General features: G+C 73.0%; 14 protein-coding genes. 5 read left to right on the top strand and 9 right to left on the bottom strand.

Annotated elements, in window-relative coordinates:
- Window position 1 precedes the first annotated feature (1 nt).
- Both ACZ6C6_RS25545 and ACZ6C6_RS25540 read right to left on the bottom strand, forming a co-directional pair.
- On the bottom strand, window positions 2–895 hold the full coding sequence (locus ACZ6C6_RS25545) for an alpha/beta fold hydrolase (RefSeq protein WP_469205734.1): 894 nt from the start codon (window positions 893–895) through the stop codon (window positions 2–4).
- 476 nt (window positions 896–1371) lie between these two features.
- Complete coding sequence (locus ACZ6C6_RS25540) at window positions 1372–2064, bottom strand: metal-dependent transcriptional regulator (RefSeq protein ID WP_469205644.1); 693 nt, start codon at window positions 2062–2064, stop codon at window positions 1372–1374.
- A gap of 184 nt (window positions 2065–2248) precedes the next feature.
- Here ACZ6C6_RS25540 and ACZ6C6_RS25535 point away from each other — a divergent pair, with 184 nt between their 5' ends.
- Window positions 2249–3004, top strand: coding sequence for an SIS domain-containing protein (locus tag ACZ6C6_RS25535; protein WP_469205642.1), 756 nt, complete (start codon window positions 2249–2251; stop codon window positions 3002–3004).
- A 96-nt stretch (window positions 3005–3100) separates the two neighbouring features.
- Here ACZ6C6_RS25535 and ACZ6C6_RS25530 read toward each other — a convergent pair whose 3' ends face one another.
- Both ACZ6C6_RS25530 and pdxH read right to left on the bottom strand, forming a co-directional pair.
- Window positions 3101–4420 (bottom strand): PAS domain-containing protein, encoded by a 1320-nt coding sequence (locus tag ACZ6C6_RS25530; protein WP_469205640.1) that lies wholly within the window; start codon window positions 4418–4420, stop codon window positions 3101–3103.
- Between the two features lie 356 nt (window positions 4421–4776).
- The gene (gene pdxH, locus ACZ6C6_RS25525) at window positions 4777–5412 is read right to left on the bottom strand and encodes a pyridoxamine 5'-phosphate oxidase (protein WP_469205732.1); all 636 of its coding nucleotides are present in this window, start codon (window positions 5410–5412) and stop codon (window positions 4777–4779) included.
- Between the two features lie 123 nt (window positions 5413–5535).
- Here pdxH and ACZ6C6_RS25520 point away from each other — a divergent pair, with 123 nt between their 5' ends.
- A complete protein-coding gene (locus ACZ6C6_RS25520; protein ID WP_469205638.1) occupies window positions 5536–6639 on the top strand; it encodes a citrate synthase 2 in 1104 nt (367 codons plus the stop codon).
- Window positions 6640–6713: 74 nt separating this feature from the next.
- Here the strand turns inward: ACZ6C6_RS25520 and ACZ6C6_RS25515 are convergent, their stop codons facing one another.
- Window positions 6714–7064 carry an acyl carrier protein gene (locus tag ACZ6C6_RS25515; protein ID WP_469205636.1) on the bottom strand — a complete coding sequence of 117 codons (351 nt, stop codon included), beginning with the start codon at window positions 7062–7064 and terminating at the stop codon, window positions 6714–6716.
- A gap of 246 nt (window positions 7065–7310) precedes the next feature.
- On the opposite strand from ACZ6C6_RS25515, the gene ACZ6C6_RS25510 reads away from it, so the two are divergent.
- From ACZ6C6_RS25510 to ACZ6C6_RS25500, 3 genes are read left to right on the top strand one after another with little or no spacing between them, the layout of a single operon-like run.
- The gene (locus tag ACZ6C6_RS25510) at window positions 7311–8072 is read left to right on the top strand and encodes a thioesterase II family protein (protein ID WP_469205634.1); all 762 of its coding nucleotides are present in this window, start codon (window positions 7311–7313) and stop codon (window positions 8070–8072) included.
- Between the two features lie 37 nt (window positions 8073–8109).
- Window positions 8110–8688 (top strand): hypothetical protein, encoded by a 579-nt coding sequence (locus tag ACZ6C6_RS25505; protein ID WP_469205632.1) that lies wholly within the window; start codon window positions 8110–8112, stop codon window positions 8686–8688.
- Window positions 8685–9416, top strand: a complete 732-nt coding sequence (locus ACZ6C6_RS25500; protein ID WP_469205630.1) for a 4'-phosphopantetheinyl transferase family protein — start codon at window positions 8685–8687, stop codon at window positions 9414–9416. The genes ACZ6C6_RS25505 and ACZ6C6_RS25500 overlap by 4 nt, the downstream gene beginning before the upstream one ends.
- Here the strand turns inward: ACZ6C6_RS25500 and ACZ6C6_RS25495 are convergent.
- The 4 genes from ACZ6C6_RS25495 to ACZ6C6_RS25480 all read right to left on the bottom strand — a co-directional run bounded on the left by ACZ6C6_RS25495 (window position 9389) and on the right by ACZ6C6_RS25480 (window position 12710).
- Entirely contained in the window at window positions 9389–10636 is a 1248-nt protein-coding gene (locus ACZ6C6_RS25495; protein ID WP_469205628.1) for a cytochrome P450, read from the bottom strand. The two genes, ACZ6C6_RS25500 and ACZ6C6_RS25495, sit on opposite strands and share 28 nt — an antisense overlap.
- A gap of 93 nt (window positions 10637–10729) precedes the next feature.
- Window positions 10730–11476 (bottom strand): SDR family NAD(P)-dependent oxidoreductase, encoded by a 747-nt coding sequence (locus ACZ6C6_RS25490; protein WP_469205626.1) that lies wholly within the window; start codon window positions 11474–11476, stop codon window positions 10730–10732.
- Window positions 11473–12495 (bottom strand): guanitoxin biosynthesis L-enduracididine beta-hydroxylase GntD, encoded by a 1023-nt coding sequence (gntD, locus tag ACZ6C6_RS25485; protein WP_469205624.1) that lies wholly within the window; start codon window positions 12493–12495, stop codon window positions 11473–11475. Before gntD ends, ACZ6C6_RS25490 begins: the two co-directional genes overlap by 4 nt.
- Window positions 12492–12710 carry an MbtH family protein gene (locus ACZ6C6_RS25480; RefSeq protein ID WP_469205622.1) on the bottom strand — a complete coding sequence of 73 codons (219 nt, stop codon included), beginning with the start codon at window positions 12708–12710 and terminating at the stop codon, window positions 12492–12494. Before ACZ6C6_RS25480 ends, gntD begins: the two co-directional genes overlap by 4 nt.
- Between the last annotated feature and the right edge of the window lie 100 nt (window positions 12711–12810).

The following is a 12810-nucleotide window of genomic DNA, read 5'->3' as shown; positions in this document are numbered from 1 at the left end:
CCTACGGGGATACGGGCTCGCGGTCGTCCCGCGCGTCCTCGGAGAGCTGTTCGAGGAAGGGCTCGACCGCGGCGCGCCAGCCCTCCGGCTGGTCGAAGTGCACGAGGTGTCCGGCGTCGGCCACCTCCGCGTACTGGCCGCGCGGCAGGACCCGGACCATCTCCTGGGCCTCCGCCCGGCCGAGCTCGCCGTCCAGGCCGCGCAGCACCAGCGTCGGGCACCTGACCTGGGCCAGCTCCTCCCAGTGCGCGTCGAACACCCAGGTGGCGCGGGACTCCAGCATCTGGCGGCGGGAGAACACGGGCCACCAGCCGCCGTCCCGCTCGGCCATCACCTCGGCGTAGAACGCGCCCCGCGACGGGTTGGGGCGCTCCACCCAGGGGTCCTCCTGGCCGAACCACCGCCGCACGGCGTCGGGCGAGGCGAAGGGGAGCGGCCAGCTCCCGAACCAGTCCTCCCACTCGCGCTGCGAGGCCGCGCCGAGCGCGGAGGCGCGCATGTCGCAGACGACGAGCGCGCGGACCAGGTCGGGGCGCTTGGCGGCGAGCTGCCAGGCGGTGAGCGCCCCCATGGAGTGGCCGACGAGGGTGACGGGGGCGAGCCCCAGCTGTTCGATGACCGCTTCGGCGTCCGCCACGTAGGCGTCGCGGGTGTAGGGGCCGTCGGCCGGTTTCCCGCTGTCGCCGTGGCCGCGCTGGTCGAGGCCGACCGGCCGGTGCCGCTCGGCGAGCCATCCGGCGGTGGACGCCCAGTGCGAGGCCCGGCCCATCAGGCCGTGCAGCAGTAAGACGGCGGGGGCGGGGGCGCCGTCCGCGCCCGCCCGGGGCGGGTCGGTGAACTCCCAGACCGCGAGGCGTACGCCGTCCGATCCGGTCACTTCGATGCGCCGCGCCATAGCTTCTGGCACCCCCTTCTCTCCCTGGGTCACCGGCTGGATCACCGGGTGGTCGTGTCGGCCAGACTATCGAACCTTTATTCGAAAACCGGGATCTGCCGGCCAACACCGCTCGTTCGAGTGACTGCCTCCCAGGATTGACGACGGCAGCTGCGGGGAGATGTTCTGCGGGAGGCGGGCCACTCGGGGATGAGGGCCCGCGGGACCGACCTCGGGAGCTCGGGGCTCCGGGTCGGGCACAGGGAGGGACAGGCCCCGGCGCCTCGCGGCGCCGGGGCCGTCCGCTTGTCCGCGTGCTCTGCGTACGACGGGTGCATCACAGCTCCCCTCCCGGCGGCGGGGGCGGCGGCCGACACGCTCAGCCACCCCTCCGCCACAGCCTGGCACGGTCCGCGCCGGAGCGCTGCGGTTCCGGACGGAAAAAGAAAAACCGGGCACCGGCGGCTGCCAGGTGCCCGGTCTCAGGGAACGCGGGTCTACTTCTTCGCGACGAAGACGTGCGAGGCGATCTCGGAGTCCAGCTCCGCCGCCTCGCCACTGCTGCCGACCAGCACTCCGCCGGGCGACTGCGTCACGCTGACCACGGAGCCGGGCTGCACGCCCGCCCGCCGCAGCGTGTACATCAGCTGGGCGTCCGTCTGGATCGGCTCCCCGATCCGGCGGACCACCACCGTCTTCCCGTCGCTGCCCGGGTCGAGATCGGACAGGCTGACCATGCCCTCGTCGAGGAACGGGTCCGCCTCGGCCTTCTCGCCCAGCTCCTCAAGACCCGGGATCGGGTTCCCGTACGGCGACTCCGTCGGGTGCCGCAGCAGCTCCAGCACCCGGCGCTCGACCGCCTCGCTCATCACGTGTTCCCAGCGACACGCCTCGGCGTGGACCTGCTCCCACTCCAGGCCGATCACGTCGACCAGCAGGCACTCGGCCAGCCGGTGCTTGCGCATGACGCGGGTGGCCAGGCGGCGGCCCTCCTCCGTCAGCTCCAGGTGGCGGTCGCCCGCGACCTGCACCAGGCCGTCGCGCTCCATCCGCGCCACGGTCTGGCTGACGGTCGGACCGCTCTGGTCCAGCCGTTCCGCGATCCGGGCGCGCATGGGGACCACGCCTTCCTCTTCGAGTTCGAGGATGGTGCGGAGATACATCTCCGTGGTGTCGATCAGTCCGGACATTCGTGCCCCTCGATGCAATCGTGCGCTGGCCCTGACCCCAATTCTGACGCATCCCGCCGACAACCGTGCCGTGCCGTCGTCACCGGAGCCGTGCGGTATTGACAGGTCACTGGTCCAGACCGCAACGTGATCGGCGTTACGGACGCCCCCTGGACATCCCACCCCGCCGGAAAGGTCCTCCCCGATGAGCGAAAGCAAGCTGGCCGGTCAGTTCTTCGATGCGGCGATCGGCCTGCTGGGGAGGGTACGGGACGAGGAGGCCGGGAACATCGCGGCCGCCGGTGCCGCGATCGCCGACACCGTCGAGGCGGGCGGACGGCTCTTCGCCTTCGGCGCCGGGCACTCCTCGCTCGCCGCGCAGGACGTCGTCTACCGGGCGGGCGGGCTCGCCCTGATGAACCTCCTGGCCGTCCCCGGTGCCCTCGGCGTGGACGTCATGCCCGCCACCCTCGGCTCGGCCCTGGAACGCGTGGACGGCCTCGCGGGCGCGGTGCTCGACTCCAGCCCCGCGAAGTCCGGCGACGTGCTCGTGATCATCTCGCTCTCCGGGCGCAACGCCCTGCCCGTCGAGATGGCGCTCAACGCCCGCGCGCTGGGCCTGAAGGTCATCGGCGTCACCTCGGTCGCGTACGCGGAGGAGACCCGGTCCCGGCACAGCTCGGGCGGCTTCCTGCGGGACCACTGCGACATCGTCCTCGACAGCAAGATCGCGATCGGCGACGCGGAGCTGGAGGTGGACGGCATCGAGGCGCCGTTCGCGCCCGCGTCCACGGTGGTCACCAGCGCGATCATGCAGAGCATGATGGCCGCGGCGGCGGAGCGGTTGCTGGAGCGGGGGATCGAGCCGCCGTTGCTGCGGTCGGGGAACGTGGACGGCGGGCACGAGTGGAACGGGCGCGTGATGTCGCAGTACGCGGAGCGGATTTTCTACCGGCACTAGGACCTGGCCGGCCCGGACCGGGAGGCGCCGTTTCCCGGCGGCAACGGTTCCGTCCTCAATCGCCGGACGGGCTGGAATTGCGCAACGGACCCGTCCTCAATCGCCGGACGGGCTGGACATGTGCAGGTCCACCGATGCCGCCACCCGGGCCGCCACGCTCTCCGCGTACATCGCGTCCGGGCGTTCGAACGCGGCGCGGTGCGACGAGCGGAGGAACGTCACCACGCCCAGGGTGCGGCCGCGGCTCCGGAGCACCGTGGCGAGGGCGTGGACCGCGTCCGGGGGCCACTGGCGCCTGCGGGCCCACTCGCCGTCCCCGCCGTCCGCCCCCGCCGACGTGCGCACCGAGCCGGTGCGGTCCACCGCCTGGAGGGCCGGATGGCCCGGCGCGTACCGCAACGGGATGCCGCCGCCCGCCACCGGGAGGCAGGGGCCCGGCGCGTCGGCCGGGGTGGCCGCCGCCCGGACCAGCCGCTCCCCCGCCACCAGGTCGACCAGCGCGTGGTCGGCGAACCCGGCCAGCGCGAAGTCGAGCGACGCCGTCGCGGCCTCCATCGGGTCCTCGCACTCCGCGGCGGACCGCGAGGCGCGATGCAGCTGGTTGGAGCGGAAGCGCAGCCGGTCCGCCTCCTGGGCGGCGAGCCGGGCGTCCGTGACGTCCTGGAAGACCCAGCCCGCACCCAGCGGCACGGGCTCCTCGGTGAGCGGGGAGGCCAGCCGCAGGAAGCCGCTGCGCCAGCAGCGACGGCGGGTGCCGTCACCGCCGCGCAGGGTCACCCACAGCTCGGCGGGCGCGTCCGGCGCCCCCTCGGCGAGAACGTGCTGAAGGGCGCCCTCCAGCTCCTCGACCCCCTGGGCGATCAGCTCGCCCAGCGGCCGCCCCAGCATCGTCGTACGGCCGCCGCCCAGGGCGCGGGCCGCGTGGGCGTTGACCACAGTGGGGCGCAGGTCCACGTCGACCAGGACGACGCCCCAGGAGGCGTCCTCGAACAGGGCCTCGCTGAGCGCGATGGCCCGTTCCAGGTCGATCTGGGCGTGGACCTCGCTGAACGCGCAGTACACCCCGGCCGGCTTCCCGTCGGCGCCCCGGACCCCGGCGGACTGGGTGCGCACCAGGACCCGGCCGCCGTCCTTGCGCAGCAGCGCGAACTCGTGGACCTGGCGCCCGGGCGCGTCCATGACCGCCATCAGCCGCCGCTGCACCTCGTCCGCGTCGGCCCGGCGCACCGCCCAGCCGGCCAGCCCGGAGCGGCCCACGGCCTCGTCGGCGGACCAGCCGAGGACGCGCTCGGCCTCGCGGTTCCAGTGGGTGACGGTGCCGTCCGCGCCGAAGGCGCAGAGCGCCGCGTCCATGCCGTCGAGGAGGGCCGCCAGCAGTTCCGCACCGGCCGTCCCCCTGCTCGTGGAAGCACTCATCCCGGTCCCCCTGCGAGAGGTGTCCGCCATAGCCGCACGTCAGACCATTGAACTCGAACGTGACCCAGGGCACAGGGATTTTCCCGGAAATCGGTACGCCGTTAATTCGCTTGCCCGGCCCCGGGGCGCTTCCTAAGCTGTCCGTACACGTTGAAAGGAGGTGATCCGAAAAGTGCAGTCTTATCGGATTCGTGAGGTGGCTGCGGGCTGACAGCCCGTCGTCGCACATCGTGCACCTCGGCGGACTGTCTGCCGAAACCCAAGCAGTCACCGACCCGCAGGCTCGCCGGTAGATCCGGCCGGCTCCTCCGCAAGGAGGGACCAGAGCCTGCGGGTTTCCGCATGTCGGGGGCGATTTACGGGCACAGCCGCTCGACCCGCCACGTGCCGTCCTCGCCGCCCTCGCGGACGTAGCGCAGCCGGTCGTGGAGCCGGTTCTCGTGGCCCTGCCAGAACTCGATCGTCTCGGGGACGACGCGGAAGCCGCCCCAGTGCGGGGGCGCCGGGACCTTCTCGCCCTCCGGGTAGCGGGCCGACAACTCCTCGTAGCGGGCGGTCAGCTCCTCGCGGCTGCCGATCACCGTGGACTGCTCGCTCGCCCAGGCCCCGAGCTGGGAGCCGTGCGGGCGGGTGCGGAAGTAGGCGACGGTCTCCTCGCGGGGGACGCGGGCGGCGGTGCCGGTGACGATGACCTGGCGGGCCAGCGGATGCCAGGGGAAGAGCAGCGAGACATACGGGTTGGCCGTCAGCTCGCGGCCCTTGCGGGAGCCGTAGTTGGTGAAGAAGACGAAGCCGCGCGCGTCGTACATCTTCAGCAGCACCGTGCGGGAGGAGGGGCGGCCCTCGGGGGTCGCCGTGGAGACCACCATGGCGTTCGGCTCGTGGAGCATGCCACCGGCGGCGACTTGGCGGAACCAGCGCGCGAACTGGTCCATCGGACCGGGCGCGAGCGAGTCCTCCGTGAAGGTCTCGGATCGGTATTGCTCGCGCATCGCGGCCGGATCGGTGGTGGAATCGAAGGAGGAGTCTGGGGTGGGCACGGTGCCATCCTGCCGCAGCGGCCGGACGGGCCGGAGGTCCGCCCGGCGCAACCGTCGAACCGAGGGAGCCGCCTGATGTCCGACTTCGTACCCGGGCTCGAAGGAGTCGTCGCGTTCGAGACGGAAATCGCCGAACCCGACAAGGAAGGCGGTTCGCTCCGGTACCGGGGCGTCGACATCGAGGAACTCGTCGGCCATGTCTCCTTCGGCCATGTGTGGGGGCTGCTGGTGGACGGGGCGTTCGAGCCGGGTCTGCCGCCCGCCGAACCGTTTCCGCTCCCCGTGCACTCCGGTGACGTCCGGGTCGACGTGCAGGCCGCGCTGGCCATGCTCGCCCCGGTCTGGGGGCTGAAACCGCTGCTCGACATCGACGCGGGGACCGCGCGCGAGAATCTGGCGCGGGCCGCCGTGATGGCCCTGTCGTACGTGGCGCAGTCGGCGCGCGGGCAGGGCGTGCCGATGGTCCCGCAGCGGGAGATCGACAAGGCCGAGTCCGTCGTGGAGCGGTTCATGATCCGCTGGCGGGGCGAGCCGGACCCGCGCCATGTGAAGGCGGTCGACGCGTACTGGACGTCCGCCGCCGAGCACGGCATGAACGCCTCGACGTTCACCGCCCGGGTCATCGCCTCGACCGGGGCGGACGTGGCGGCCGCGCTGTCCGGAGCGGTGGGGGCCATGTCGGGCCCGCTGCACGGCGGCGCCCCGTCCCGGGTCCTCGGCATGATCGAGGGCGTCGAGCGGACCGGGGACGCCACGGCGTACGTGAAGCAGGCGCTGGACAGGGGCGAGCGGCTGATGGGCTTCGGCCACCGCGTCTACCGTGCCGAGGACCCGCGCGCCCGGGTGCTGCGGCGCACCGCCGAGGAGCTGGGCGCGCCCCGCTACGAGGTGGCGCGGGCGCTGGAGAAGGCCGCGTTGGAGGAGCTGCACGCGCGGCGCCCGGACCGGGTGCTCGCGACGAACGTGGAGTTCTGGGCGGCGATCATGCTGGACTTCGCCGAGGTGCCGGCGCCCATGTTCACGTCGATGTTCACGTGCGCGCGTACGGCGGGCTGGTCGGCGCACATCCTGGAGCAGAAGCGCACGGGCCGCCTGGTGCGCCCCTCGGCGCGCTACGTGGGCCCGGGCGCCCGGAGCCCGCGCGACGTCGCGGGGTACGCGGAGCTGAACAGGCCCTGACCCGGGGCGAAGCCGCATGCCGCGTGCGGGGGACAACACGGCATGCGGCCGTTCTGGGGGGTGGCGGGAATGCCTCAGGCGGCCTGGGGCGCCCACTCGACGCCGTAGCGGGCGAAGATCAGCTGGATGTCGTCGTCGTTCGGCAGGTGCCCGGCGCCGCCCTCCAGTTCGGCGGCGATGAGCCCGGTGACGTCGCCGACGCTCTCCAGCGACATCGCCTTCTCCGGCGGCAGCGGGTCGAGCCCGAACAGGTCCTCCAGGGTGAAGGCGAGTTCGGCCAGGGCCAGCGAGTGGTAGCCCAGATCGGAGATGAGGCGCTGCTCGGGCCGGCTGTCCTCGTTCTTCTGGGGGGCGACGAGCAGCACGAGCCTGCTCACCAGCTCCTCCACCGAGCCGGAGTCGATCACGGTGCTGCTGTCAGTCATGGGACTTCTCCACGTTCGGGTGCCGTGCCGGACACCGGTACGGATGCGCCGGGCCCATGTTCCGCGTGGTGATCACCCGGACTCCAGGCAACAACTCCGGCAAGGGCGCGGCAACTCCGTACGGAATCCCGGCTTCCGGTGGGCGGCCCAATTGCCTGCCGTGTGCCGGAATCGTTGCCTGGAGAGGGCATACGGGGCGCTGCCACAATGCTGTCCGACCGTGACGGACAGCAGAGGTGGACCCGCATGAGTGTGACGGCACGGCCGCAGGACGAACGCTGGGTCTCCGGCCGGCTCGCCGTCGGCACCGCGCACACCCGGCTGATCTGCGTACCGCAGGCGGGCGCGGGCGCCGGGGCGTTCGCCGGGTGGCGGCGGCACATCCCGCCGGGCATCGAGCTGGCCCCCGTGGAGCTGCCGGGCCGGGGCACGCGGCAGGACGAGCCGATGCCGGACGACTTCGACGAGCTGGCCGAACGGCTGCTGGCCGGACTTGAGCCGGAATTCGCCATGCCGTACGCCCTGTTCGGGCACAGCTTCGGCGGGGCTCTGGTCTACGAGCTGAGCCGCCGGATCGCGGCGCGGGGGCTGCCCGCCCCGGTCGCCACCCTCGTCTCCGGCTTCCGGGCCCCGCACACCCCGCCCCCGGCGACCATGTCCCAGGCGTCCGACGAGGGGCTTCTCGACTGGCTGCTGCGCAACGGCGGGCTGCCCGAAGAGCTCCTCGAATTCCCGGAGTTCCTGGCCCAGATCATGCGGCCCATGCGCACCGACCTCCGGTTCGCGGAGAGCTATCTGCTCGCCGCCCCGGACCCGCTGCCCGGCCCGCTGCACGTCTTCGGCGGCGCCGACGACGAGGTGACGCGCGCCGACGGGCTGCCCGAGTGGCGGCACTGCGCCGGGGCCGGCTTCTCGCTCACGCTGCTGCCCGGCGGTCACCACTTCCCCCACTCCGGCCCCGCCGCGATGGTGACGGCCCTCACGGACGCACTCGCCCGCACCGCGTAACCCGTACACCCACCCCCCAACTCCCGAGGGAACGCCCATGCTCAGCCTGCTCGCCCACGGCTCCGTCGCCCCCACCGCGCAGCTCGCGGCGGTCCATGCCGACGGGAGCGGCGACTTCGCCGTGGTGTTCAACACCGTTCTCGTCGTGGGGATCACGGTGGGGGTGCTGATCACCCAGTTCACCGCGCGCGAGGTGCGGCCGCAGATGTACATCTGGTGCGCGCTGCTCGTGGCGCGGGGCTGTGTGCCGCCGGGCCCGAGCGAGGCGACGACGGGCGGAATCGGCTTCCTGGTGCTCGCGCTCGCCGTCTCGGTGGTGTTCGGCGCGCTGCGCGCCCGCTCGATGCCGATGTGGCGGACCACCGCGGGCAAGGTGATCCGCAAGGGCGGCATGGGCACCATGTGGCTGTGGCTGGCGACGATCGCGGCGCGGCTCGTGGTGGGCGCGATCGCCCATGTGACGACCGGTGAGCCGATCAACGTCAACGCGCTGTGGCTGGGCATGGGTGTGACGCTGCTCGTCCAGCAGTACTTCCTGGGCCGGCGGGCGAAGGACTCCGCCCTGCCGGTACGGGAGTCGGCCGTCCCGGCCGCCGGGCCCCGGACCTCGGAGTGACGACCGCCGGGCTGCTGCCCGCCGGGGTGATCCTGGTCGAGTCCTTCGGTGACACGGGGGACGCGGCCGGGATCCGCCTTTTTCCGGAGGAGGCGGCGCTGGTCGCGGACGTGGTCGAGGAACGGCGGCGCGAGTTCACGACCGTACGGGGCTGCGCCCGCGAGGCCATGCGGCAGCTGGGGCAGGCGCCCGCGCCGCTGGTACGGAAGGGACGGGACGGGCCGACGTGGCCGGACGGCCTGGTGGGCAGCCTGACGCACTGCGTGGGCTACCGGGCCGCCGCCGTCGCCCCCGCCGGGGCGTTCCGGGCCGTCGGGATCGACGCGGAGCCGGACGCGCCGCTGCCGCGCGGGGTGGCCGGGCGGGTGCTGGGCGCCGGCGAGCGGGAGGCCGTCGCGGAGCTGGCGCGGGCCGGGGCGCCGGTGGCGTGGGACCGGCTGGTGTTCTGCGTGAAGGAGGCCGTGTACAAGGCGTGGCATCCGCTGACCGGGCTGCCGCTGGGGTTCCTGGACGCGGAGGTGTCCCTGTCGGCGGACGGCACGTTCACCGCGCGGGTGCCGGGCGGGCCGGTGCCGGGCGGGCCGCCGTTCCCGGAGCTGCTGCGGGGGTCCTGGGCGGCCGGGCGCGGGCTGCTGCGGGTGGGCCTCGCCGTGCCGGCCCCGGTACCGGACGGCGGTACGGGGCCGGGTGCGAAGGCGGTTCAGGCGGAGGCCAGGGTGACCGGCTGAGGGGTCAGGGTGACCGGGAGGCTCGCGAGGCCGTTGAGGAAGTTGGAGTAGACCCGGCTCTCCTCGCCGGTGACCGCCAGCTCGGAGGCGTACTCGCGCAGGCCCTCGACGACGGCGGAGAGTTCGGCCCGGGCCAGGTAGGCGCCGATGCAGAAGTGCGCCCCGTGGGCGAAGCTCAGGTGCTTGTTCGGGGTGCGGGCCAGGTCGAAGCGGTAGGGGTCGGGGAAGACCGTCTCGTCGAAGTTGGCGGAGGCGTTCCAGACGGTGACGACGTCGCCCTCCTCGATGAACTGCCCGCCGAGGAAGGTGTCCTGGGTCGCGGTGCGGCCACTGTGCAGGGCGGGCGTGGTCCAGCGCAGGATCTCCTCGACGGCCTGGGCCACCGGGACCTCGTCCGCGCACAGCGCCCGCCACTGCTCCGGGTGGTCGACCAGGGCGCGGAAGCCGCCGATCATGGCGAGCCGGGTGGTCTCGTGGCCGCCCATGATGATGCTGTAGCAGTTGAAGATGATCTCCTCGTGGGTCAGCGGGCGCCCGTCGACCTCCTTGCTGACGAGCAGGCTGACCACGTCGTCGTACGGCTTCTCCCGCCGTGACTGGGCCAGTTCGGAGAAGTAGAGCAGCAGGTCGTTGCGGGACGACCAGGTGCCCTCCTGGGTGGGGGCGCCGTCGGTGGAGGAGAGCGCCGAGGACGTCAGCTCGATAATCAGGCCGCGGTCCTTCGGGGGGACGCCGAGCAGGTCGCAGATGGCGGCGAGCGGGATGTGCGCGGCGACGTCGGTCGCGAAGTCGCAGCTGCCGCGCTCCACGGCCTGCCGGATCAGCTCGCGCGTCGAGCGCCGCACGCTGTCCACGACGACGTCCAGCGAGCGCGGCGAGAAGGGCTTGCTGAGCACGCCCCGGAGCGCGGAGTGCGGGCGGCCGTCGGTGACGGCGAGCATCCGCCCGGCAGCGGAGTCCCCGCCGTGCAGGAGGGTGTCGAGCACGTTGCCGCGCTCGGAGGTGAAGGTGCGGCTGTCCTTGTAGACGGCGGCGACGTCCTCGTAACGGGTCAGCACCCAGAAGCCGTCGGTCTGTCCGGCCGGCGGGTGCCAGTGCACCGGGGACTCGGTCCGCAGGTGGCTCCACAGCTCGCGCAGGTCGTACGTGGCGTGCAGCCGGGGATCGGACAGGTCGGCCGTGTCGAGGTGCGCCGGGTCGAACACGGGGCGCTCGGTCATGATCGTTCCATTTCTGCGGTCGTGTTCAGCGGTCGTGGGCGGTCCGGGGCCGCCGGACGTGAGGGGTCCGGCGGCCCCGGGCGCGGCCCCGGGCTATCCGGTGTGGCCCGGGAAGAAGGCCGTCGTGGCGCCGGCGGTCTCGCCGCCGTCCACGACGAGTTCCTGCCCGGTGATGAACCGGGCCCCGTCGGACGCCAGATAGTGGAAGGCTGCGGCGATCTCCTCCGGCAGGGCGTGCCGCCGCGCCGGAATACGGGCGTTGACCTCGTCCAGCATGGCCGGGGTGTACTCCGCCTCCTGCATCGGTGTGAGCACCGCCCCCGGGGTCACGCACGCGGTCCGGATCATCGGGCTCAGCTCCATGGCGAAGGTCTGGCACAGCGAGGCGACCCCCGCCTTGGAGGCGTTGTAGTCCGCGTAGAGCGGGTAGCCGCGCGAGCCGTTGACGGACGCGGTGGCGAGCAGCACGCCGTGGCCCTGGCGGACCATGTGCCCGGCGGCGTGCCGCCACAGCGCCAGGACGCCCATGAGGTTGACGTCGAGGGTCCTGCGCGCCTCGGCCTCGGTGAGTTCGAGGACGCCGTGGCGGATGCTGATCCCGGCGTTGGCGATGACCACGTCGAGCCGGCCGGTGGACTCCTGGACGGCGGCGACGGCCTCGCCCACGGCGTCCCAGTCGGCCACGTCCACGTCGAGCCACCGGACGCCGGGGACCTCGCCGTCCGGCTTCGCCACGTCCAGGTTGACGACGTGGTCGCCGTCCAGCGCGAAGCGGGCGGCGACCGCGCGGCCGATGCCGCTGGACGCGCCGGAGACGACGACCGTACGGCCCCCGGTCACAGGATCACCCGGTGGCTGTCCGTGGCGGACGTGTTCAGACCGCGCCGCAGGTTGCGGCTGACCAGCTGCTTCTTCAGCCAGCGGTCGGTGCCGTCGTAGCGGGCCCGGAACGAGCGGCGGCCGTGCGCGGCCAGGTAGTTGTCCACGACGAGCAGGGAGCCCTGCTCCACGACCACGTCCTGCTGGACCCGCTCCAGCTCCTCCATGAGCCGGTCCAGGGCGGCGACGGCCCGGGGGTCGTCGTCCACGCAGCGCATGAAGGGCCGGTCGATGCGCAGGTACGGGCTGAGCCGGTCGCCGAGCAGGACGGCACTGGGCACCGGCCGCTCCAGCATCCGGCGGGCCTCGGCGAGCGCCGGGTGGTCCGGGTCCCACGCCTCCAGCTGCCGGATGTGCTCGGTGTCGGGCAGGATGTGGAAGCTCTCGGAGGCGAGGATGTCGCGGTCCTCGTCGGAGAGCCGGATGTCGCGGACGGAGGCGACGATGGTCGGCACCCGGTCGTGGTTGCGCAGGCCGAGCAGCATCAGGTAGTCGCAGCGCTGCGGGTGGAAGCCGTCCTCGGTGTGGAACTCCAGGAGCGATTCGCTGCCGTAGCCGCTCTGGTTCTCCTCGTCGCCCGCGATCGGCAGGACGTTCTGCACGAGCCGCCCCTGCTGGAGGGTGGCCCAGGCGAAGGGCTCGCCGAGCACCATCCCGCACAGGGCGAGGGCCAGTTCCTGGTCGAGGGCGTTCTTGACGGTGATCGCCTCGCTCCAGTGGGCGGGGGTCGCGCCCAGGGCCTCGTCGTCCACGGAGAAGCCGTGGACCATGCAGGCGGCGGACTGCTCGGTGCGCCGGAAGTCCTCCAGGAAGGCGCGCAGCCCGGCCGGCAGGACCTCGACGGCCTGCCAGGAGTGGTCGTAGAAGTCGGGGAACGACGGGTCGCCCGCGCTGTCCCGCAGCGAGGCGAGCCCTTCCCCGAGCTCAGCGGCCTCGCGGCCGGTGAGGGTGTACGCGGCGACGCTCTCCAGGACGGTCATCGGGCACTCCCCTCGGTGGCGGCGACCAGGCTCCCCGGGCGCATGTCGGTCCAGTTGCCCTCGATGTACGCGAGCGCGGAGGCCCGGTCGGAGTCGCCGAGCGCAGTCGTCCAGCCGGCCGGGACCTCGGCGAAGGACGGCCACAGCGAGTGCTGCCCCTCGTCGTTGACGAGGACCATGAAGGTCCCCTCCTCGTGGTCGAACGGATTCGCCATCGTCGTGTCCTCTCTCTGGCCGGCCGGGGCCGGTCGGTCCGGTCCTGTTGCGGCCCCTTCGGCCGCGGGGTGGTGCCGCCCTCGGAACCGGCCGAGCAGG

Source organism: Streptomyces sp. NPDC041814 (assembly GCF_055590565.1).
The sequence above is the reverse complement of the archived record's forward strand: the minus strand, read 5'-3'. Positions and strand labels throughout refer to the sequence as shown.

Excerpts from the sequence above, each read along its gene's own strand:
- ACZ6C6_RS25545 (WP_469205734.1), bottom strand. The coding sequence starts at position 895 with ATGGCGCGGCGCATCGAAGTGACCGGATCGGACGGCGTACGCCTCGCG.
- ACZ6C6_RS25540 (WP_469205644.1), bottom strand. The coding sequence starts at position 2,064 with ATGTCCGGACTGATCGACACCACGGAGATGTATCTCCGCACCATCCTC.
- ACZ6C6_RS25535 (WP_469205642.1), top strand. The coding sequence starts at position 2,249 with ATGAGCGAAAGCAAGCTGGCCGGTCAGTTCTTCGATGCGGCGATCGGC.
- ACZ6C6_RS25530 (WP_469205640.1), bottom strand. The coding sequence starts at position 4,420 with ATGAGTGCTTCCACGAGCAGGGGGACGGCCGGTGCGGAACTGCTGGCG.
- pdxH (WP_469205732.1), bottom strand. The coding sequence starts at position 5,412 with ATGCGCGAGCAATACCGATCCGAGACCTTCACGGAGGACTCGCTCGCG.
- ACZ6C6_RS25520 (WP_469205638.1), top strand. The coding sequence starts at position 5,536 with ATGTCCGACTTCGTACCCGGGCTCGAAGGAGTCGTCGCGTTCGAGACG.
- ACZ6C6_RS25515 (WP_469205636.1), bottom strand. The coding sequence starts at position 7,064 with ATGACTGACAGCAGCACCGTGATCGACTCCGGCTCGGTGGAGGAGCTG.
- ACZ6C6_RS25510 (WP_469205634.1), top strand. The coding sequence starts at position 7,311 with ATGAGTGTGACGGCACGGCCGCAGGACGAACGCTGGGTCTCCGGCCGG.
- ACZ6C6_RS25505 (WP_469205632.1), top strand. The coding sequence starts at position 8,110 with ATGCTCAGCCTGCTCGCCCACGGCTCCGTCGCCCCCACCGCGCAGCTC.
- ACZ6C6_RS25495 (WP_469205628.1), bottom strand. The coding sequence starts at position 10,636 with ATGACCGAGCGCCCCGTGTTCGACCCGGCGCACCTCGACACGGCCGAC.
- gntD (WP_469205624.1), bottom strand. The coding sequence starts at position 12,495 with ATGACCGTCCTGGAGAGCGTCGCCGCGTACACCCTCACCGGCCGCGAG.
- ACZ6C6_RS25480 (WP_469205622.1), bottom strand. The coding sequence starts at position 12,710 with ATGGCGAATCCGTTCGACCACGAGGAGGGGACCTTCATGGTCCTCGTC.